Source organism: Flavobacterium sp. CAU 1735, from assembly GCF_039888695.1.
In the GTDB taxonomy this organism is placed as follows: Bacteria; Bacteroidota; Bacteroidia; order Flavobacteriales; family Flavobacteriaceae; genus Flavobacterium.
Genome location: NZ_JBDQQQ010000008.1, coordinates 146,939 through 169,273, shown reverse-complemented (window position 1 = coordinate 169,273; position 22,335 = coordinate 146,939). Strand labels below are relative to the sequence as shown.

The 22,335-nt window shown below is 40.9% G+C and carries 19 protein-coding genes and 1 riboswitch; of the genes, 2 read left to right on the top strand and 17 right to left on the bottom strand.

The window, feature by feature from the left end; translation table 11 throughout:
• Positions 1 to 56 precede the first annotated feature (56 nt).
• The 9 genes from AAFN64_RS16030 to AAFN64_RS15990 all read right to left on the bottom strand — a co-directional run bounded on the left by AAFN64_RS16030 (position 57) and on the right by AAFN64_RS15990 (position 8,803).
• Complete coding sequence (locus AAFN64_RS16030; protein WP_347761280.1) at positions 57 to 1,289, bottom strand: 3-phosphoshikimate 1-carboxyvinyltransferase; 1,233 nt, start codon at positions 1,287 to 1,289, stop codon at positions 57 to 59.
• Positions 1,290 to 1,319: 30 nt separating this feature from the next.
• Positions 1,320 to 1,646, bottom strand: coding sequence for a nucleotide pyrophosphohydrolase (locus tag AAFN64_RS16025; RefSeq protein WP_256552489.1), 327 nt, complete (start codon positions 1,644 to 1,646; stop codon positions 1,320 to 1,322).
• A gap of 30 nt (positions 1,647 to 1,676) precedes the next feature.
• Complete coding sequence (gene dtd, locus AAFN64_RS16020) at positions 1,677 to 2,129, bottom strand: D-aminoacyl-tRNA deacylase (RefSeq protein WP_347761278.1); 453 nt, start codon at positions 2,127 to 2,129, stop codon at positions 1,677 to 1,679.
• On the bottom strand, positions 2,126 to 3,094 hold the full coding sequence (gene rsgA, locus AAFN64_RS16015) for a ribosome small subunit-dependent GTPase A (protein WP_347761276.1): 969 nt from the start codon (positions 3,092 to 3,094) through the stop codon (positions 2,126 to 2,128). Before rsgA ends, dtd begins: the two co-directional genes overlap by 4 nt.
• A 70-nt stretch (positions 3,095 to 3,164) precedes the next feature.
• Positions 3,165 to 4,817 carry a hypothetical protein gene (locus AAFN64_RS16010; protein ID WP_347761274.1) on the bottom strand — a complete coding sequence of 551 codons (1,653 nt, stop codon included), beginning with the start codon at positions 4,815 to 4,817 and terminating at the stop codon, positions 3,165 to 3,167.
• Positions 4,818 to 4,870: 53 nt separating this feature from the next.
• Positions 4,871 to 5,953 (bottom strand): bifunctional 3-deoxy-7-phosphoheptulonate synthase/chorismate mutase type II, encoded by a 1,083-nt coding sequence (locus AAFN64_RS16005; protein WP_300491184.1) that lies wholly within the window; start codon positions 5,951 to 5,953, stop codon positions 4,871 to 4,873.
• Positions 5,943 to 6,830: a prephenate dehydrogenase gene (locus AAFN64_RS16000; protein WP_347761272.1), complete on the bottom strand. Its 888-nt coding sequence runs from the start codon at positions 6,828 to 6,830 to the stop codon at positions 5,943 to 5,945. The genes AAFN64_RS16005 and AAFN64_RS16000 overlap by 11 nt, the downstream gene beginning before the upstream one ends.
• Positions 6,831 to 7,979, bottom strand: coding sequence for an aminotransferase class I/II-fold pyridoxal phosphate-dependent enzyme (locus AAFN64_RS15995; protein WP_347761270.1), 1,149 nt, complete (start codon positions 7,977 to 7,979; stop codon positions 6,831 to 6,833).
• Positions 7,976 to 8,803 carry a prephenate dehydratase gene (locus tag AAFN64_RS15990; RefSeq protein ID WP_300491175.1) on the bottom strand — a complete coding sequence of 276 codons (828 nt, stop codon included), beginning with the start codon at positions 8,801 to 8,803 and terminating at the stop codon, positions 7,976 to 7,978. Before AAFN64_RS15990 ends, AAFN64_RS15995 begins: the two co-directional genes overlap by 4 nt.
• 294 nt (positions 8,804 to 9,097) lie before the next feature.
• Here AAFN64_RS15990 and gldA point away from each other — a divergent pair, with 294 nt between their 5' ends.
• Positions 9,098 to 10,000 (top strand): gliding motility-associated ABC transporter ATP-binding subunit GldA, encoded by a 903-nt coding sequence (gldA, locus tag AAFN64_RS15985; RefSeq protein ID WP_300491172.1) that lies wholly within the window; start codon positions 9,098 to 9,100, stop codon positions 9,998 to 10,000.
• A gap of 1 nt (position 10,001) precedes the next feature.
• Here the strand turns inward: gldA and AAFN64_RS15980 are convergent, their stop codons facing one another.
• Together AAFN64_RS15980 and AAFN64_RS15975 are read right to left on the bottom strand one after the other, a co-directional pair.
• Positions 10,002 to 10,745, bottom strand: coding sequence for a head GIN domain-containing protein (locus AAFN64_RS15980; RefSeq protein WP_347761267.1), 744 nt, complete (start codon positions 10,743 to 10,745; stop codon positions 10,002 to 10,004).
• 11 nt (positions 10,746 to 10,756) lie between these two features.
• On the bottom strand, positions 10,757 to 11,851 hold the full coding sequence (locus AAFN64_RS15975) for an acyloxyacyl hydrolase (RefSeq protein WP_347761266.1): 1,095 nt from the start codon (positions 11,849 to 11,851) through the stop codon (positions 10,757 to 10,759).
• Positions 11,852 to 12,043: 192 nt separating this feature from the next.
• On the opposite strand from AAFN64_RS15975, the gene AAFN64_RS15970 reads away from it, so the two are divergent.
• Entirely contained in the window at positions 12,044 to 12,676 is a 633-nt protein-coding gene (locus tag AAFN64_RS15970; protein WP_347761264.1) for a T9SS type A sorting domain-containing protein, read from the top strand.
• A gap of 46 nt (positions 12,677 to 12,722) precedes the next feature.
• Here AAFN64_RS15970 and metF read toward each other — a convergent pair whose 3' ends face one another.
• The 6 genes from metF to AAFN64_RS15940 form a co-directional block, all read right to left on the bottom strand.
• Positions 12,723 to 13,679, bottom strand: a complete 957-nt coding sequence (metF, locus tag AAFN64_RS15965) for a methylenetetrahydrofolate reductase [NAD(P)H] (RefSeq protein ID WP_347761263.1) — start codon at positions 13,677 to 13,679, stop codon at positions 12,723 to 12,725.
• Positions 13,680 to 13,702: 23 nt separating this feature from the next.
• Positions 13,703 to 16,384, bottom strand: a complete 2,682-nt coding sequence (metH, locus tag AAFN64_RS15960) for a methionine synthase (RefSeq protein ID WP_347761261.1) — start codon at positions 16,382 to 16,384, stop codon at positions 13,703 to 13,705.
• 5 nt (positions 16,385 to 16,389) lie between these two features.
• Positions 16,390 to 17,382, bottom strand: coding sequence for a homocysteine S-methyltransferase family protein (locus tag AAFN64_RS15955; protein ID WP_300491154.1), 993 nt, complete (start codon positions 17,380 to 17,382; stop codon positions 16,390 to 16,392).
• Positions 17,383 to 17,530: 148 nt separating this feature from the next.
• Positions 17,531 to 17,651: riboswitch (SAM riboswitch) on the bottom strand.
• A gap of 71 nt (positions 17,652 to 17,722) precedes the next feature.
• The gene (locus tag AAFN64_RS15950; protein WP_347761259.1) at positions 17,723 to 18,895 is read right to left on the bottom strand and encodes an aminotransferase class I/II-fold pyridoxal phosphate-dependent enzyme; all 1,173 of its coding nucleotides are present in this window, start codon (positions 18,893 to 18,895) and stop codon (positions 17,723 to 17,725) included.
• 22 nt (positions 18,896 to 18,917) lie between these two features.
• Positions 18,918 to 21,329 carry a bifunctional aspartate kinase/homoserine dehydrogenase I gene (thrA, locus tag AAFN64_RS15945; RefSeq protein WP_347761257.1) on the bottom strand — a complete coding sequence of 804 codons (2,412 nt, stop codon included), beginning with the start codon at positions 21,327 to 21,329 and terminating at the stop codon, positions 18,918 to 18,920.
• Entirely contained in the window at positions 21,326 to 22,318 is a 993-nt protein-coding gene (locus AAFN64_RS15940; RefSeq protein WP_347761256.1) for an alpha/beta fold hydrolase, read from the bottom strand. The genes thrA and AAFN64_RS15940 overlap by 4 nt, the downstream gene beginning before the upstream one ends.
• Positions 22,319 to 22,335 lie beyond the last annotated feature (17 nt).

Sequence of the window (22,335 nt, the reverse complement as noted above, 5' to 3'; positions counted from 1 at the left end):
TATCGCGAAACAGGGGTTGTCAAGTGTTTTAAGTTTTATTTTTTAAAACCCTTATTTTACAGCACTTGTTCCGCTATCCGGAAACCGATTTTGCGAAGATCGTCCCAAAAACCGGGATAGGATTTGGAAACCACTTCGGCTTCATTAATGATCAATGATGTCTTTATTGCCAGTGGTGCAAAAGCCATAGCCATCCGATGATCCTGATAGGTTTGTATTGCTACATCCGACTTTATTACTTCGGAGGCTTCCAAGGTCAGGCTATCGTCGGTTATCGTTATAATGGCTCCGAGTTTGGTCAATTCGTTTTGCAACGCCACAAGACGGTCGGTTTCTTTTATTTTAAGGGTATGCAATCCGGTAAGATGACAGGCTTTATGTAGTCCGAAACAACTCACCGCTATGGTTTGTGCGATATCCGGAGTATTCTTCAAATCGAACGTGACCTGTTCCTGATTGGTTATTGCTATTTTTCGCAGGGTAACGTTATCCTCTTTAAAAATGGATTCCACACCAAAATGGCGGTAAATTGCCACTAAATCACTATCACCCTGAAAACTGTTTTCTTTATAACTGGATAAAGTAATTTCCGTTCCAACCGGCGCCATCGCTACTATGGAATAATAATAGGATGCCGAACTCCAATCGCTTTCCACTGTAATACTTTTTGATTCCATTACAGATTTTGGCCGAACCGTGATACGATTGCCTTCGAAAGTTGTTTCGACTCCAATTTCCTGCAACAATGATAACGTCATTTGGATATACGGAATGGAGGTTAGTTCTCCTTCGAGAATAAGTTCCAAACCATTTTCAAGACGTGGTGCTATTAAAAGTAAGGCCGAAATATACTGACTGCTTACATTGGCTTGCAAGCTTACTTTCGATTCCGTGAGTTTTTTTCCGGAAATCCGAATCGGCGGATATCCTTCATTTTTTTCATATTCAATCACAGCGCCCAATTGCCGTAATGCATCCACCAAAATGGAAATGGGTCTTTCCTGCATACGCGAGGATCCGGTGAGTACGATTTCACGTCCTTCCTGAGTTGCGAAAAAGGCGGTCAGGAAGCGCATAGCGGTACCAGCATGATGAATATCAATCACTGATTCCTCCGACTGTAGCGCTTTTGTCATCATCAAACTGTCATCTGAATTGGACACATTGTTCAATTTCAGATTCGGATACAGTGCCTGAAGCAATAACAAACGATTTGTTTCGCTTTTGGACCCTGTAATAGCAATTTGGGATTTGAGGTTTACGTCAGATAGTTGGAGTTGTAGATCCATAATTTTATAGCGCGCTATAAGGCGTTGTATTTATTTTAATTTTTCGTTGTTGTGATGGCGGTCGTGATCCCTTTTGGTTTTTAGATCCATTTTCTTATCGAACGCCGCTTGCAAATCCACGCCCGTTTGGTTGGCTAGACATAAAACCACAAAAACCACATCGGCCAGTTCTTCGCCCAGGTCTTTGTTTTTATCGCTTTCCTTTTCGGATTGCTCGCCATAACGACGTGCTATAATTCGTGCCACTTCGCCTACTTCTTCGGTTAACTGTGCCATATTGGTCAGTTCGTTAAAATAGCGAACCCCGTGGTTTTTAATCCAGTTATCTACGTCCAGCTGTGCGTTTTTTAAGTCCATTTTTATGCTTTTTTAAGTATTCTTTTCTCTTTATTCTTTATTCTTCGTATCAATAACAATCGTCACCGGTCCGTCATTAAGCAATCGCACTTTCATATCGGCTCCGAATTGACCGGTTTGAACCGGTTTCCCTAATTCCGTTTCCATTTGTTTTACGAATGTTTCGTATAAGGGTATCGCAATATCCGGTTTGGACGCTTTGATATAAGAAGGACGGTTTCCCTTTTTGGTTTGGGCGTGCAGTGTAAACTGACTTACCACGATCATATCACCATTGGTATCTTTTAGCGAAAGGTTCATCACCTCGTTTTCATCGCCAAATATGCGAAGATTGGCAATTTTGGCGGTTAGCCAGTCAATGTCTTCTTTGGTATCGGCATCTTCGATTCCAATCAGAACCAACAGCCCTTTTTCGATTTCGGCTACTATTATTCCGTCAATGGTAACAGACGCTTCCGTTACCCGTTGTATTACTGCTTTCATTCGGTATCCTGTGCTTTTCCTTCACCGTAGATATCGGTTCGGTAATGTTCGTCATCCCCTTCTAAAATCTGGATATAACTTTTATACCGCGACCAGGCGATTTCATCGTTATCCAATGCTTCCTTAACGGCGCAATGCGGTTCTTCTTTATGAAGACAATTATTAAATTTACACTGGTCTTTCAGGGCGAAAAACTCCGGAAAATAATCCCCGATTTCCTGTTTTTCCATATCGACAATTCCAAAACCGCGGATTCCCGGCGTATCGATAATTCGGGCGCCAAACGAAAGATTAAACATCTCGGCAAACGTCGTGGTATGTTGTCCTTGTTGGTGCTGATCGGATATTGCTTTTGTTTTAAGATTTAACGAAGGTTCCAGCGCATTGACCAAGGTCGATTTCCCAACTCCGGAATGTCCCGAAAACATGGATACCTTGTCTTTCATCATAGCCTTTAACTCCTCGATTCCCTTTCCTTCGGCAGCCGAAACGCGCAGGCATTTATATCCGATATTGGAATAAACATACTGCAGATACAACTGTTCGTCCAGTGTCGCTTCATCGTAGGTATCAATTTTATTAAAAATCAGAACCGCTTCAATACCATAGGCTTCGGCCGTAACCAGGAAACGATCGATAAAACTCGTTGTGGTTGGCGGATTGTTAATCGTAACCAAAAGGAATACGATATCGATATTGGAAGCGATAATATGGGTTTGTTTGGACAAATTCACCGATTTGCGAACAATATAGTTTTTACGGTCGTGGATGTTATGAATAATCCCTGCCACTTCGTCTGTGGATTGATCCAATTCAAAATCGACCACATCACCAACGGCAATAGGATTGGTACTCTTAATGCCTTTCATTCGGAATTTTCCTTTTATACGGCATTCAAAAACCTGATTGTCTTCGGTTTTAACACTGTACCAACTTCCTGTAGATTTATAAACGATTCCTGTCATACCGCAAAGATAACTATCTTATTATTACAAAAAAAGGTTGCTTTTTGAGGGCAACCTTTTCTGATTTTAATTATTGTAAAACCATTCGACCTAATTTGTCTTGCGATTTTCGAGACGCATAGATCAGGAATTCCTTTTCATTTTTTCTGTAAAAAATCCCCGGACGGATTACCAATTCGTTTTTGATGGCTTCTTCCGGATCTTTTCGGGTGATCACGCCGCTATCGCTAAATACAAAGATGGTCGGAACCGCATTATTGTAGTTGCCCAACGCTTTAATTTCTTCGATATCGGTTATTCCTTTATTCTTTTTATTATCGTTAAAAAGGATGCTCAACTGACCGTCTTTATAAATCGGAATGGCGCTTAGGTATTCCGGTCCTTTCCCCATAACTCCTAACGGAAATGACAATCCAAGAGCCACGTTAAAGTTTCCGGAACCTCCCAGTCCCGCAAAAATATTAAGCGACGCCACGGTAACGGTTGCCGCTTGTTCTTTTGCTACAACATTACACCAATCCAACGATCCGTCCGGTTTTAGAGCCATCACGATCATCTCGTTTGTGGTGTAGGTAATTGGTTGTACACCTAACGGGCCAATTCCTTGTCGCTGACCTACATAAATAAAACGGTACTCTGAAATAACAATAAGTCCGCCGTCATTTTTCTCGATAATCGAATGAATCATATACAACGGCTTTAAGTCTTTTCCTTTTTTCGCACGACGTTCACCCAATAATTTTACTTTGGTCGCATAGTCGAACTCATTAAATTTAAGGTTTTCGTTAGTATTGTTATTCAGATTAATCGTAGCATTATAAACTCCTTTAAGCTCTTTATTCGCTTTTCCATTATCTCTTACACTCGAATAAAATCCGACCAATTGCACCGTGTTTTTACTGGTAGAAATCATTTTACAGTTAATAATTTCTTTTCCGGTAAAGTTAATATCCACCACTTCTTTTTTATAACCGTTTTGGTTTTTAAACGCGAATACCTGGAATTTCTCTACTTTTTCCTTTTTCTTTTTATCGCGGTAACTTTCGTTGATCACTAAAAACACATCATCTTTTGTATTGATGTCGAAATCGGAAATTGTAAACTCATAATCTTTTTGATCGTCGTTATAGCTTACCTTTTCAATATTCGAGAAAACCGTTTTTAAATTCGGATCAAACATTTTTAGTTCGTATTTCAAAGCATCTTCCTTTTCGTAAAGTGCCGTGTGCATCGCCAACAACATATGCTCGTCTGGTGATACTTTAAAATAGAACCCTCCTCTGTCGGAACTTCTTGCCACTTCAGCTTCGAACATGGTTGTCATGTTCTTACTTAATTTCCCGTCTTCGGAATATTCAATTCCCACCAAAGTAAAGATTTTATCTTTTCTGTGGTATACGCTTCCAATAACATACAACTTACCGTTTAGGATAACGATTTCTTCAAAATCGATATCCTTGTCTTTTAATTCCGGCAACACAATTGGTTTGTTGGAAAGCAGTTTCATTCCGCTTGCATCGAAAATCTTCAGGAAATAATCGCTTTTTCCTTTTAATCCCAATGCATAAATTTTGTTATTGGTTTCGCCAATAATTTTAATAATCTTCCCTTTCTCTTCGGTAATTTCTTCACCATAGGTAATGGAGACATTTTCCATTTTGTATTGTGAAAAAGCCGAAAAAGTTGTCATTAAGGTTACTACAAATAGTAATAGTTTTTTCATATAAGGCTTGTTAAAAAATTTCGCGATATTACGAAATTTTACTAATTAAGCCGTTAACTATTTATTATTTTCTCCTGATGCGCAATACTCTCCTGGTGGATGGCTTTAAACATTTTTAAAATAAACTCTTCACTTAGGCCGCGTTCTTCACCTTCCAGTACCATTTTTCCAAGAATTTCATTCCAACGTTTGTTTTGCAATACCGCTACGTTCCGTTCTTTTTTTAACGCACCGATGCTGTCGGCAATCTTCATACGCTTGTCAAGAATATTTAAAAGTTTGCTGTCGATTTCGTCAATCTGCGTACGCAATCCTTCCAATCGCTGGTTGTAATCGTCGGCTTCATCCGTTATTTTACGGATTCTTAAATCTTTAAAAATCTGTTTTAAGGCCGATGGCGTTACTTGTTGTGCGGCATCGCTCCACGCATTATCCGGATCGATATGCGTTTCAATGATCAGTCCGTCATAATTCAGATCGAGTGCTTGTTGTGACACTTCCAGTATCATATCGCGTTTTCCGGTGATATGCGACGGGTCACAAATTAGCGGCAAATCCGGAAATTTGCTTTGCAACTCGATTGGCAATTGCCACTCCGGATTGTTTCTGTATTTTGTTTTTTCGTAGGTCGAAAATCCTCTGTGGATTACGCCCAATTTTTTAATATTGGCATTGTACAAACGTTCCACTCCTCCAAGCCATAAGGACAAATCGGGATTTACCGGATTTTTAACCAGTACGATTTTATCGGTATCTTTTAAAGCATCGGCAATTTCCTGAACGGCAAACGGATTTACAGTCGTTCGGGCACCAATCCACAATACGTCCACGTCGTGTTCTAAGGCCAATTGCACATGATTCGCATTGGCAACCTCAACGGCCAGTAACAAACCGGTTTCCGCTTTGGCGCGTTGTAACCATTTTAATCCGATGGCTCCTACTCCTTCGAAACCACCCGGACGGGTACGCGGTTTCCAGATACCCGCTCTGAAAACACTTACATCCGAATCTTTTAATTCGTGTGCTATTTTTAATACTTGTTCTTCTGTTTCGGCACTACATGGCCCGGCGATCACCAACGGATGACTTAAATTGAAAGCGTCCAACCATGTTCTCATTGCAGCATTATTCTCCATAACTCAATTCTTTTTTTAAATGTATTCCTTTTAAGATTTCTTTTATCGCATTTGTTTGTTCCATTTCGGAATAAACCGAATCATAATCGCCGGTTTCCAGCAAGGTTTTAAAATGATTCAGGTTTTCAATATATTCGGATAATGATTTCAGTACCATTTCCCGGTTTTGTTTAAAAATGGGCGTCCACATGGCCGGAGAACTTTTCGCTAACCGTACCGTGCTTTCGAATCCACTTCCTGCCATATCAAAAATATCGCGTTCGTTTTGCTCTTCTGCAATCACCGTTTTCCCCAACATAAAGGAACTGATGTGCGACAGATGCGAAACATAAGCAATGTGTTTATCGTGTGCTTTTGGGTCCATATAGCGGATTCGCATCTTTATTTTTTTAAACAATTGCAGGGCTTTTTCCTGAATTCCAAAAGCGGTTTTCTCAATTTCGCAAATGATATTGGTCTTTCCGGCAAACAGTCCTTCGAAGGCTGCCGACGGTCCCGAAAACTCTGTTCCCGCTATCGGATGCGTCGCTATAAAATTACGCCTTTTCGAATGGTTTTCAACAGCTTTACAGATTTGTTCTTTTGTTGATCCTACATCGAGTACGACCGTATTTTCTTGTATCCGATCCAGTACTTCCGGCAAAACAGCAACTGCCTTGTCAACCGGTATCGCCAACACCACCCAATCGGCCTCCGACAATTGTTCCCAGTCGGCCTGGCGATCGATGATGCCGCGTTCCAGCGCTTCTTTAACATGGCTTTCATTGGTTTCGATCCCAAAGAAAACCGCCCGTTCGTTCTCTTTCCGAAAATCGAGTGCAAAGGAGCCACCAATCAGACCAAGTCCAATTATAAAAACTTTTTCTTCTCCCTTCATTTAGTCAAATCGTTTTAGAATTTCTTTAATTTTTTCTTCCGGAATACATAACGAAAATCGAATGTATCCTTCGCCATTACTTCCGAAAATCGTTCCGGGCGCAATAAACAGGTTTTTATCGTATAACAATTTGTCGACAAAGGCTTCCGCCGATTTTTCTTCCGGTGGTAATTTCGCCCAGACAAACAAGCCGACGCTATTGGTATCGAACGTGCAGTTTAATTTCCGCACCAGTTCAAAAACAAGATTTCGTCTGTTTTGATATATTTCGTTTTGTTTTGCAAACCAGGTCGAATCGCTTTTTAAAGCGGCGATGGCTCCTTTTTGGATACCATAAAACATCCCGCTGTCCATATTACTTTTTACTTTTAGCACCGCCTGAATCAGTTCTCTTTTCCCCATCACCATTCCTACACGCCAACCGGCCATATTAAAGGTTTTACTCAGCGAATTCAGTTCCATCGCCACCTCCATCGCTCCGGGAATACTCAAAATGGATTCCGGATTGTCGTTTAGTATAAAACTATACGGATTGTCATTTACAATCAGTATCCGGTGTTTTTTTGCAAAGGCTATCAGTTTTTCAAACAACGATCGGTTTCCTGTAGCTCCGGTTGGCATATGCGGATAGCTTACCCACATCAGTTTTACCCGTGAAAGGTCTTGTTTTTCCAAAGCTTCAAAATCCGGCTCCCAGTTTCGCTCGGCTGATAAATCATAAAAAATACTTTCAGCACCCACCAGATTGGCAACCGACGCATAGGTTGGGTAACCCGGATTCGGGATCAACACACCATCTCCTTCATTTAGAAAAGCCATAGCAATGTGCAGGATTCCTTCTTTCGATCCCATTAACGGCAATATTTCCGAATCCGGGTTTAGGGCTACTTCAAAATGAGTGGCATAAAAATCGGCCATCGCCTGACGGAGTTCGGGAAGTCCCTGATAACTCTGATATTGGTGTGCGGACGGTTGCGACATGGCTTCGCGTACCGCATCCATAACGGTTGTGGCCGGTGCCAGATCCGGGCTCCCAATTCCCATATTGATAACAGGTTTCCCTTCGGCCTGCAATTCCCGTACTTCCCGCAGTTTTTGCGAAAAGTAGTATTCCTGAACCTGATCTAATCGTTTTGCTGTTGTTATCATACTACTCCTTTTTTATATTCTCCTAAAACCTTAAATTCTTTCGTCATTTCTTCCAGAGTTGCCTTTGCTTTCTCATAATCTTCATACTGTTCAAATGTGATATCGACAAAGAAGGAATATTGCCAGGGCTTTTCGATAATCGGCATTGACTGAATCTTGGTGAGGTTCAATTTGTAATCGTTCATAATATTCAGAATCGTAGCCAGACTTCCCTGCATATCTTCCAACTCAAACTTTAGCGAAACCTTATCAATATCCTGTTTCGGGATAACCGAATTCTGTGCTTTTACGATCACAAAACGAGTTTTATTACTCGTTATCGTATGAATATTTTCGGCCAATACGGGAAGTTCATACATTTCGGAAGCGACCTTACTGGCTACGGCTCCAATTCCGGAGAGCTCTTTTTCTCGGATTCTTCGTGCGGTTTCGGCCGTATCGGCATCTTCTATCAATCGGATATGCGGATAGCGGCTAAAAAACTTTTTACATTGCAATAACGCCATCGGATGGGAATGCACTTCCCGGATATCTTCGATCGTTTGTCCCGGTAAGGCCATCAGATTCATCCGGATATCCAGATAGTGCTCCCCGATGATGTGCAGTTTATTAAAATCAATAAGTGCATAATTCGGTATAATCGACCCGGCGATTGAATTTTCCAAGGCCATAATTCCGAGGTTCCGATCGTCTTCCAGTACACTTTTTACTAATTCATCGAATGACATACATTCGATAAGGGCTTTACTTTCATTGAAGTATTCTTTCGCCACCTGATGATGGAACGACCCTTTGATTCCCTGTATTGCAATTTTCCTTTCCATATGCCAAAAAAAAATCCCGATGGAAAACATCGGGATTGTGTATTATAGTGTTATAATTCTTTCGTATACTTCGATCAAATAACCATATGACAATCCCTTTCTTCTTTCCAGAAAAAATAAAAGAAATTGTTATAATAAAAAGTGTTACTTGAATTCATTGGTTTTTCGCCATTGTATTTGAGTGACAAAATTAGAAAAAAAATATTTCCATCGGTTAATATTTTAAAAAATTTATGATTTTAAAAATAATCAGCATCATTTTCTTCTTATTTTTGCTCCAAATCAGGTATTAGTATGTCTATTGAAGTTTTAAATATATCCAAGAATTACGGGGAGCAAAAAGCGTTGGATTCGGTTACATTTTCGATAAAAAAAGGTGAGATTGTCGGTTTTCTAGGTCCAAATGGTGCCGGAAAATCTACCTTAATGAAAATACTAACCACTTTTCTGGATGCCGATCAGGGTACTGCCAGCGTTAACGGACATGATGTTATAACTTCGGCTAAAGCAGTGCAGCAATCTGTAGGCTACTTACCGGAACATAATCCGCTATACCTTGATTTGTATGTACGCGAATACCTGGCGTTTAATGCCGATGTATACAAAGTCGCCAAATCCCGTATTGACGAAGTAATTGCACTTACCGGCTTAACTCCGGAAAGTCATAAGAAAATCGGAGCGCTTTCCAAAGGATACCGTCAGCGTGTTGGCTTGGCGACGGCTTTATTGCACGATCCGGAAGTATTGATTCTCGACGAACCGACCACAGGACTTGACCCAAACCAGTTGGTTGAGATCCGTGAGTTGATCAAAAATATCGGAAAAAACAAAACCGTATTCCTTTCCACGCATATTATGCAGGAAGTAGAAGCGATTTGTGACCGTGTGATCATCATTAACAATGGTAAAATTGTAACCGATAAAAAACTGGATAGCCTGATGAGCGAAGATAACGAACAGGTTATTGAAGTAGAATTCGACTATCAGATTGAAGCCCAATTAATCGCTAAAATCCCTAACCTGCAATCGCACCGAAATGTTCACGATACGATTTGGGAACTTACTTTTACAACGGAGAAAGACATGCGACCGGTCGTTTTTGATTTTGCTCAGGAAAATGGTTTAAAAACCTTACAGCTAAATCTGAAAAACAAAAATCTGGAAGCCGTATTCCGCGAAATGACGCAGAAAAAATAATTTAATTATAGACCACATGCCCGGTATAATGCTGGGCTATTTCCACTAAAGACGGGTTGTTTTTTAGCACCACATTCCCCGTACTGTAAATATCCCCTTTTATCTCCTGTTGCGGATTTACAATGATATCATTTGTACTTCGCTGAAAAACCCACACCTGTTGCGCCATCAGGTTTTGACCTTCAAAACGTTCGGCTCCGGAATAAAAGGCAATACTCAGATTGGTCACTTTTCCGGAAATACGGTATAACGAAGCCTGATTATCTTCGACAACAAGATTGGTACATTCCAGTTGCAAATCGAATATTCCCGAAGCCGTATCGGAATACATACCCGATCGGATGGCAAAATCCTCAAAATGCAGCACCCCATTTGAGGAGATATTAAATTGGGAAGCCGAATAAATCCCTTTTAAATCCGGTACGGTGACATATACTTTTGTGATGTTTTTATCGCGAAACCAACTGCATCCGTTACCGTTCCGCAAAAACAATTTATCATCCGAAACCGAAACCGAAATACCCTGTAAAAGATTCGCACCGGTTTCTACAAGTATTTTTGTTTCACTTCCTTGTTTTACAATCATTTCAATGCCTTCTCCTACGTCGATCCAGCTAAAATCAGGAGTCGTAATTTCATTGGTAACAATACTCCCGGAAGCCATAAAACAGTCCGGTGCTTTTTCGGAATTACAGGAGAACAACACAAAAAGGATGATCAATAAACAAGAATAATATTTTGTCATTTGTTTCATTTTTACAATCGGATTCCAAGACTACATTCGAGCGCTTCGGCTTTCGCGGCATGTGTTTTTAAACTTATTCCGCCGAAAACGTTACGGGTCACATAAAATTTGAGTCCTAAGCGCTGGTAAAAGGACGCACTTATTTTTGCGGGATCATATACATAATAGCCCAGTTGTGTTTCGAAAGTAAAGCGGTTAACAAAAAGTTCATGACCGATAAAAATTCCGGCTCTTTTATAATCGACATTTGGATCGCTGTTTTTTTCGTAATAAGCAATGGCCATATAGCGGATGTATTCTTTCAGATATAGTGACCAGAAGAAATCGCCTCCGAACTGAATCGCACTTTTTTTACTGATCCGTTTATCGACATATCCTGAAAGCACATAAAACGGATACTGTCCGCTTCCGATAACATCACTTTCATTAACACCACTACGGAAAGCAACAGTATAACGAAGTGGTTCGGCATAACGGGTTGTATCTTTTTCGAAAGTATATTCCGGTTCCTTTTCGCTAAAATTATAATTAAGTCCAACAGTAAAAGCCATCGTATTGGTACTGGTATTTGGCGCTTTGATATTGGCATTCGAATGATGTACCAACAGCAATCCGGTTTGTACTCCAAGGCCTTTCCAGATACGTTGCTTATTATAATTGATCATAAAATATGTAGACGGCATCAGTCGGGTACTATAGGCAAAATTTCTGAAATTACTTTCTTTATCGTATGGATTCGTACTATAAGCAACTCCCTGTCCTACCCTAAACTGAAGGTTACGTTTTAGAAAATAAAAATTATAATGTCCGTATAAACCATATAGGTCGCCTAATGTTTCATTTTTATTTCCCTGGTATTGAAACGACAATCCGTAGTCCGGGAAATTATATTCCGATTGCCAGGCTTCATCGCCATAGGTTTTACGGTTCACACTTAAAAGTATTCCTTCCGGATGTGTGGTAATAAGATGCTTAATCGTATTATTATGTGGCAGGATATTGCCGTAAAAATAATTAGCGTCTACAAAATACTCTTTTCCCTTGCTCTTTTGGGAAAATGCATAACAGGAAAAAAATAGTACTACTAAAAAAAAACAATGTCTCATTTCGTCTTTGGCAAACAGACAAATATAGACAAATATGAATATACTTATCGTCTACCTTAAACTATTCTTATTTTTGTCAGGAAACACCGTTGCAAACCTCTCCTACAAACCACAAAAACACATCCAACCTTACCCGTTATGATCTTATATCCAAATAAGATGATGCTTTGTATTAATTAAAAATTTTGGAAGATGAAAAATTTTTTACTCTGTTTCTTTATTAGTTATTGTTCTTATGCCCAACAACATATTGATATCCATTACTCTCCCACTCGAACATTCATAAGTACATTTGCCGGTCCAATCGAAAGTGGTACGACAGTAACAATAAATTATTACGATTTCCCACCACAGGATTCTTCTTGGTTTTGGTTCGTTGTTTTACCCTATGATAAAAGCAACATCTATAATCCCCGGGCAGGATATGGTCGTCTGGATTATTCCGGTTACATTTATAAAAATGGCAGTTGGTCGACAACTTTTAACAGTGAAGGAAAATATGTGATCCTTATAGTAAAGAATCCATTTAATATTGAATTATTTGCAAAAATTACACTTACGGTAACTAAAAAAAAATTAGCATTGGCTGACATTTCAGAAGTAAAAGAAGCAATCACAATTTTCCCAAATCCAACTAATGGTGTTTTCAAAACAGAAACAGTAGAAACCATTTCCGAAATACAAATTCACGATCAGACGGGAAGATGTATTCTAAAAACCGCTTCCCATTCCGTTGATATTACCGCACAACCCAACGGAATTTATTTTGCAACGATTCAGGATAGCAATGGTGCTGTTTGGAAACGAAAAATCATTAAAAAGTAAAAACACCTGACAGGTTTTGGAAACCTGTAAGGTGTGTTATAAACTATTAAAATACCATTTCGGCAATTTTCCGGATGTTTTCGGAACGTCCCATCGAATAATAGTGTAGTACTGGAATTCCGGCTTGTATTAATTCGCGGCTTTGCGCAATACACCATTCGATTCCGATTTCTTTTACGACATCATTATCGGCTGCTTTAACGATTTCTTTCACCAGTTCGTCAGGTAAATCCACTTTAAAACGATGCGGAATCTGATTGAGCTGTTTTTTCGTAGAAATCGGTTTTAATCCCGGAATAATCGGAACTTCAATTCCTTCTTTTCTGCATTTGGCTACAAAATCGAAAAACTTTTGATTGTCAAAAAACATCTGCGTGATAATATAATCGGCTCCGTTTTTGATTTTTTGTTTCAGAAAATGAATATCGCTATCCAGGCTCGGTGCTTCCATATGCTTTTCCGGATAACCGGCTACACCGATACAAAAGTTGGTTTTATTTGTATTTTGCAAATCCGCATCCAGATAAATTCCATTATTCAGATTGCTGATTTGTGTTACGAGTTCGCTTGCATAATGATTACCTTCTTTTTCCGGTTTAAAGTAGATTTCGCTTTTTACCGCGTCACCGCGTAATGCCACAACGTTATCAATTCCGAGAAAATCCATATCGATCAGGAAATTTTCGGTATCTTCTTTGGTAAAACCGCCGCATAAAATATGCGGAATAGCATCTACCAGATATTTATTCTGGATTGCCGAGCAGATTCCAACCGTACCCGGTCTTTTTTTAACGATCTTTTTTTCGAGCAATCCGTTAGGCAACTCTTTATATTCGTACTCTTCCCGGTGATAGGTTACATCGATAAACGGAGGTTTAAATTCCATCAGCGGTTCGATATTGTCAAATATGCATTGGATATTCTGTCCTTTCAGCGGTGGTAATATTTCGAAAGAGAACAGCGATTTCCCTTTTGCATCAGCTATATGTTGTGTTACTTTCATTTGGATACTATAATTTCGTTTTGTTAATCGGCTATATTCGGATTCAGCCATTTTTCGGCGTATTCATACGGTACCTTACGACGTTGGGCATAATTTCGAACCTGGTCTTCTTTTATTTTTCCCAATCCAAAATATTTACTTTCCGGATTTCCGAAATAATAACCCGATACTGAAGATGCCGGCCACATGGCCAGACTTTCCGTCAGTTTTACTCCGATTTTGTTTTCTACATCGAGTAATGTCCAGATTGTATTTTTTTCGAGATGATCCGGGCAAGCCGGATAACCCGGTGCCGGGCGGATTCCTTTGTACTTTTCGGAAATCAGTTCATCATTGCTCAGAATCTCATCAGAAGCATATCCCCAAATTTCTTTTCGTACTTTTTCGTGTAGGTATTCAGCAAACGCTTCTGCAAATCGATCGCCCAATGCCTTGATCATTATAGCGTTATAATCGTCGTGAGCCGCTTCAAATTCAGCCGCTTTTTCATCCACTCCAAAACCGGTTGTCACACAAAAAGCGCCTATATAATCCTGTTTCTCACTTTCTTTTGGCGCTATAAAATCGGACAAAGCAATATTAGGCGCTCCTTTTGTTTTTTGTGATTGTTGTCGCAGCGTTAAAAACGTCTCCAATACGTTCCCCTTTTCATCATATACTTCGATATCGTCGTCGTTTACCTGATTTGCCGGGAAAACGCCATAAATTCCTTTGGCTTCCAACCAGTTTTCGGTTATCAGCTGGTGCAACATTTTTTGCGCATCCTGAAACAATAGTACCGCCTGTTCTCCTACCACTTCATCTTCTAAAATGTTTGGGTATTTCCCATGTAAGTCCCAGGTTCTGAAAAATGGGGTCCAATCGATATAATCGACCAGCTCTTCCAATCGAACTGTAATTGTATGTACTCCTGTTTTACGCGGCTTTTGAGGTGTAAACTGACCCCAGTCGAGCGTCAGTTTATTGGCGCGTGCTTCGGCTAATGTCAGGAAGTTTTTATCGCGCGAACGGTTTAAAAAACCTTCCCGTAATTCGTCGTATTCCGAACGAATGGCTTTGGCATAATCACTTTTTACATTTTGATTGATCAGATTTCCTGCGACGGTAACCGCACGGGAAGCATCATTCACATGTACTACGGTTTCGGAATATTCCGGTGCGATCTTTACGGCCGTATGCGCACGGGAAGTTGTCGCTCCACCAATCATTAGCGGAATTTTTATATTGAGTTTATCCATCTCTTTGGCCAAATACACCATTTCGTCCAGCGATGGTGTGATCAATCCACTCAGACCGATAATATCTACCTGTTCTTTAATTGCGATTTCGATAATTTTTTCCGGTGGAACCATCACCCCTAAATCGATGATTTCAAAATTATTACACCCCAAAACTACCGAGACAATATTTTTACCGATATCGTGTACATCGCCTTTTACGGTTGCCATCAGTATTTTCCCAGCCGAACGGGACGCTCCGTCTTTGCCCGCTTCGATAAACGGCAACAAATAGGCCACCGCTTTTTTCATCACTCGTGCCGATTTGACCACCTGCGGCAGGAACATTTTTCCACTTCCAAACAAATCACCTACAACGTTCATTCCGGCCATCAGGTTTATTTCGATCACTTCAATCGGTTTCTGTGCCAATTGGCGTGCTTCTTCCACATCGAGTTCTACAAACTCATCGATCCCTTTTACCAATGCATGCGTGAGTCGTTCCTGTACGGTTCCGTTACGCCATTCCTGGTTTTGTTTTTCGATCGTTTTTGCATCACCTTTTACATTTTCGGCAAATGCCAACAGTCGCTCTGTTGCGTCATCCCTACGATCCAGCAATACGTCTTCTACATGTTCCAGTAAATCTTTTGGAATTTCATCGTATACTTCCAGCATTTCCGGATTAACAATTCCCATCGACATTCCGTGCTGAATGGCATGATACAGGAAAGCCGAATGCATCGCTTCGCGCACCCGGTCGTTTCCTCGGAAGGAAAATGACACATTACTCACACCACCACTCACATTAGCATAGGGCAGGTTTTCCCGAATCCATTTTGTAGCGTGGAAAAAGTCAAGTGCATTGCGACGGTGTTCTTCCATTCCGGTTGCTACGGGAAAGATATTGGGGTCAAAAATGATGTCTTCCGCCGGGAATCCCACCTGATCAACCAAAATATCGTAGGAACGCTTACAGATTTCAATCCGGCGTTCGTATGTATCTGCTTGTCCCGCTTCATCAAAAGCCATCACAATCACAGCCGCACCATATCGTTTTATCAGTTTGGCATGATGGATAAATGTCGCTTCGCCTTCTTTTAAACTGATGGAATTCACGACACATTTTCCCTGAACCACTTTTAAACCGGCCTCGATAATTTCCCATTTGGAACTATCAATCATAACCGGCACACGGGAGATATCGGGTTCGGAAGCGACAAGATTCAGGAATCGGGTCATTGCGGCTACACCATCGAGCATTCCTTCATCCATGTTAATATCCACGATTTGCGCGCCACCTTCTACCTGAGCGCGGGCAATATCGAGTGCTTCTTCATATTTTTCTTCTTTTATCAGGCGCAAAAATTTCCGTGATCCGGTCACGTTGGTGCGCTCTCCTACATTCACGAAAATACTTTCCGGAGTGATAATCAACGGTTCTAATCCTGATAATCGCAAGTATTTTTTACAATCTGCTTCAGCCATGCTATCTATTCTAAAATTCTGGGTTGGTATGCTTTCGCCACTTCGGCAATCAGGCGGATATGCTCCGGAGTGGTTCCGCAACAGCCGCCAATAATATTGATCAAATTATCATCGAGATATTCTTTTATCAAGACCTGCATTTCTTCCGGTGTCTGATCGTATTGTCCGAAAGCATTAGGCAATCCGGCATTTGGATGTGCCGATATATTAAAAGAAGTATTGTGTGCCAATCGTTTTAAATATGGTTTTAGCTGATCGGCTCCCAAAGCGCAGTTAAATCCGACACTTAGCAACGGAATATGTGAAATCGAAATCAAAAAAGCCTCAACAGTTTGTCCGGACAATGTCCTACCGGAAGCATCCGTAATTGTACCACTTACCATTACCGGGATATCGAGATTGCGCTCTTCTTTTACCTCATCGATGGCAAACAAAGCGGCTTTGGCATTCAGTGTATCAAAAATGGTTTCCACCAGTAATATATCGCTTCCACCATCAATAAGTGCTTCGACCTGTTGTTTATAGGCGATGCGCAAATCATCGAAAGTAACGGCGCGATACCCGGGATCGTTCACATCGGGTGACATACTGGCCGTACGGTTGGTTGGTCCTATCGAACCGGCGACAAACCTTGGTTTTTCGGGATTTTGAGCCGTAAATGTATCGGCTACTTCCCGGGCAATTTTAGCCGATTCGTAATTGAGTTCGTATACCAGATCTTCCAGGTGATAATCGGCCATACCGATAGTCGTTCCCGAAAACGTATTGGTTTCGACGATATCGGCACCCGCGTCAAAATACTGCGCGTGGATTTCGCGAATCGCCTGTGGTTGTGTAATGGAAAGGAGATCGTTGTTTCCTTTTAGCGGATGCGGAAAATCTTTAAATCGTTCTCCTCTAAAGTCTTCTTCCGAAAAGTTGTATCGCTGTAACATCGTTCCCATTGCTCCGTCGAGAATCAGGATTCTGTTTTGCAGCGCTTCATTAATCTTTGACATTTTTTAGTTTTTTTTAGTTTTGGCCAAAGTCAATACGAAAACAGCGCAGATAGCACTATACCCCTATTGCCTTAGCTTTTTGCCGTTCTGAAAATCAGCGTAAAAAATGTCATCCGTAAAGAGAGAAGGAATACCAGAAAAGTATTCTTTGTTATCTATCCTGAAAACCAATTTGCATTGTTTTCGGGTAGAATGTAGCACCTTCTTTAAAGTGTAAAGGGTTGCTAAGGCTTCATCGGGTCTATTCCCTCTGCCTTTCGTGATAACATTTCAGTCTGTATAAGAACAGTGCAAAATAACGCAATTGTTTTATACCAACCAAATTTCCGTGCTTAAATTGCTATATGAGTGCTTGTTCGAGATCGGCAATGATGTCGTTTACACTTTCCAAACCGGCCGAAATCCGTACTAATCCATCGGTAATACTCACCGCGAGGCGTTCCTGTTCCGTGAGTTTACTATGTGTGGTAGAAGCCGGATGCGTAACGATCGTACGGGTATCGCCTAAATTTGCCGACAACGAACACAGTTTGATTTTGTCCAGAAACTGTCGTCCGGCAGCAATCCCTCCTTTGATTTCGAAGGCAACGATGTTTCCGCCCAATCGCATTTGTTTTTTTGCGATCTCATATTGCGGATGTGACTTTAAAAAAGGATATTTTACGGTTTGTACATTGGGATGCTTCTCTAAAAAGTGAGCGATTTTCCCGGCATTTTCACAATGTTTTTCCACCCGAACCGGTAGTGTTTCCAAACTTTTTGACAAAATCCAGGCGTTAAATGGTGACAATGCCGGCCCGGTATTTCGCGAAAACAGATAAATCTCCCGGATCAGTTCTTCTTTTCCAACCGTCACGCCGCCCAAAACCCGACCTTGTCCGTCGATTAATTTGGTTGCCGAATGGATCACCAAATCGGCTCCAAAGGCAATTGGATTCTGAAGATACGGTGTCGCAAAACAGTTATCTACAATCAGAATCAGGTTGTATTTTTTAGCAATTTTTCCCAGATATTCCAGATCGAGAATGTCCACAGCGGGATTGGTTGGCGATTCGGCAAACAGAATACGAGTGTTCGGTTGGATATAACTTTCGATCGTTTCCGGTTCGGTAATGTTAAAGTAGCTGGTTGTAATATTCCATTTTGGAAAATACTTTGTAAAAAGCGTATGGGTCGATCCGAATACACTACTGGCCGACACGATATGATCACCGGCATTTAACAGCGCCGCAAAGGTCGAATACACTGCCGCCATTCCGGTAGCAAAGGCATAACCCGACTCGGCACCTTCCATTTTGCAGATTTTTTCAACAAATTCACTGGTGTTTGGGTTGGAAAACCGACTGTAAATATTCCGGTCTTTTTCTTCGGCAAAAGAAGCCCGCATGTCTTCGGCATCTTCAAAAATAAAACTGGACGTAAGGTACAACGGTACCGAATGTTCCAAATACTGACTGCGTTCTGTCTGGGTTCGAATGGCCTGCGTTTCGAATCCCAATGCTGAGTTGTTCATGGTTTTGTTTGTTTTAGGATAATTATTTCTTTTCCGATAATCTTAAAATGTCTCCAAAGACACCTCTTGCGGTTACCGAAGCACCGGCACCGGCACCTTGAATTATGATTGGCTGATCACCGTACGAATCGGTATAGATTTCAAAAATCGAATCGGAACCTTTTAATTGTCCCAACGCGGAATTCCCCGGAACGGAGACTAATTTCACATCGAGATTACCTTTATCCTGTTGTAAGTCGCCCGACAATTCGCCGATATAGCGCAATACATATCCCGGTTGCTGCTTTTCTTTTACCGACTGATAAAGTGTGTCCAGTTCGGAAATCCGGTTTAAAAACTCCGAAGCGCTACCTTGCTGTAATTTTTCAGGGATCAGGTTTTCTATTTTAATTTCTTCAAATTCATTTTGCAGGTCGAGTTCCCGAGCGAGGATCAATAATTTACGCGCCACATCGTTTCCACTTAGATCTTCACGCGGATCGGGTTCGGTAAAACCTTTATCAACCGCTTCCTGTAACACCTGACTAAACGGTCTGTTTTCGACTGAAAAATGATTAAATAAATAACTTAATGTCCCGGAAAACACCCCTTTTATTTTGGTGATATTTTCTCCGGAAAGGTGTAATAATTTAATCGTATCAATAAGCGGCAAACCCGCGCCTACGTTGGTTTCGTATAAATAATTTTTCTGATTATCGGCCAGCGTTTTACGGAGTTTTTGATAGAACGCATATCCCACGGTATTGGCTATTTTATTGGACGAAATCAGATCAAAACTTTTTTCGGCCAGCGGAATATAATTTTCGATAAAATCGGCACTGGCGGTATTATCAATGGCAATCAGGTTTTCCAGATGGTGTTCCTCGGCATAATCGATCACGTCATCCACACTGTATAATTTTCCGTTTTGCTGAATTTCTTCCCGCCAATCGGCTGTAATTCCGCCTTTATTTAATAGCACTTTTCTGGAATTTCCAATGGCAAAAATGTTGAGTTTGATTCCCTTTACCTTTTCAATATTCTCTGCGGAAGCCAAAACCTGATCAATTAGCGTTCCGCCAACCAATCCATGTCCGAAAACAGCTATATTGATTTTTTTGGCCACTCCAAAGATCTCTCCGTGAATCACATTCAGCGCCTTATGGGTTTGCGCTTTTTGAACAACCAAACTCACATTTTTACCGGTTACGGTATTATTAAACAATACCGGTACAATTTTATTTCGGATTAAAGCCGTATAGGGTTTGTGGAACGTACTCAGATCCTGACCAATAATTGAAATCACTGCCACATCATCGTTCGCCGTAATTTTACTTACATCCTTATTATAAAAATCATTTTCAAACTCACGTTCCAAACCTACGATTGCTTTGGTCACTTTATCGGCCGCCACTATAATTCCGATTCCCCTTTCGGATGATCCCTGTGAAATAATACTCACACTAATCTCATTATCGGCCATTACACGGAAAATACGGGCATCGATTCCGGTTTTTCCCAAAAGGCCTCTCCCTTCCAGGTTGATCAATGCTACATTGTCCATTACCGAAAGTGTTTTAATTCCTTCGTTATCGGATATAGCCGTGATCAGTGTTCCTTTATTAAGATGATTAAAAGTATTCAGTACCCGTAGCGGGATATTTTTTTCGATAAGCGGGACGATGGTTTTTGCGTGTAGTATTGTCGCTCCGAAGTTGGCCAGCTCGTTGGCTTCGTTAAACGAAAGCCGATCTATTTTTTTAGCGTCTTTTACCAGATCGGGATTGGCGGTATAGATGCCATCCACATGGGTATAATTTTGTAGTTCTTCTGCTTCGAGATAATTGGCAATTAAAGAGGCGGTATAATTGCTACCGTTACGGCCCAAGGTGGTGGTTTCGTCATTGACATTCGATCCGATAAACCCGGTGATGACATTGATCGTGGTGCCGTTATGTTGTTTGAAGTGATTGAGGATGTTCTTTCGTGAAGTCTGTTCCAGCGGTTGTGCATTTCCGAATTTGGTATCGGTCTTGATCAATAAACGCGTATCGGAAAAATGGGCATTCAATCCTTTTTGTTGTAAGGCATCGGTGACTACCTTTGCCGCGATGACTTCGCCCTGAGCCAGTACGTTATCTTTAATTTTCAGACTATAATCACCTAAAAGTGCCACGCCCTCGAACAACTTATCCAGAAGGGAAAACTCATCGGAAAGATCGACGGCCGAGTTCCCTTGTTGCTCCTTTTTAAACGTTTCCAATTGTTCGATATAGGATTTGTTTTTCGAAGCGGCTTCCAGTATTTGTTCCAGTTCGTTGGTCGCATTTCCAATAGCCGAAACCACTACTGCAATCTTTTCCTTATTTTCTACTTTTTCCTGAATAATGCGGAGTACCTTATCAAAGCCGCCATTATAGGCCAGTGACTTCCCTCCAAATTTTAATATCTTCATTGTGCTTTTTGTTTTGTTTTTATAAATATGTTGCGGAGTATTGTATTTAATTGTTCGAACTCAATCAGGAAGGCATCGTGCCCGTGTATGGATTGTATTTCGTGATAGTAAACGTTGGTATTGACTCGTTTCAGAATTTCATAGGTTTCCCGGTTTTGATCGGCTGTAAAGAAATAATCGCTATCAACAGCCACTAAGTGAATGTTGGCATTTGTTTCTTTTCCAAACTGTAAAAAATTGCCGCAATGGGTATCTTCGCCTATGGTTTTTAGTAAGTGATTCATCAGTTTATAGGATGCCAGTTGAAACCTGCTTTTTAATTTTTCACCGTGGTGTAATAACCAGCTTTCCACCTGATACTGTTGTCTTATTCCCTGTTGTTCCCGGTTAAATTTTTTGTTTAACGACAGAGGCGTACGGTACAATAACATGGCATGCAGTCGGGCATCGTGAATCGGGTTTTCGGAATTATTCAGAATTTTATCCTGAACCATTACGTTGGCAATTAGCCAATCGGTCGCCTTCCAATCGGTCGCAACGGGTATCAGGTTTTCGATCTGCTGTGGTTTTAGGAAGGCCATTTCCCATGCAATTCCGCCACCAAGACTTCCACCGATTACCGCAAACAATTTTTGAATTCCGAGGTATTCCAACCCTTCCCAAAAAATTCGGGCAATATCCTTAGTTGTAAAGTCCGTGTAGCTATGAATCAGATTTTCCGTATTTCCGTCATATCCATTACCGGGTATGTTAAAGGCTATTACGGTATAATAATCCGTATCGATAACCGCATCGGGACCAATAAGGCTTTGCCACCATCCGTTTTCTCCGGTTACCTGCGAGTTGCCGGTTAAGGCATGGTTCACCAAAACCACCGGAGCCGTTCCTACGGGTTGTCCGAAATACTGATAATACAATGGAATCCACCTTTTGACAACGCCATTCTCCAATGCAAAATCAAACAGATCTATTTTATATACGCTATTCATTTTCTACTTTTTTTGAA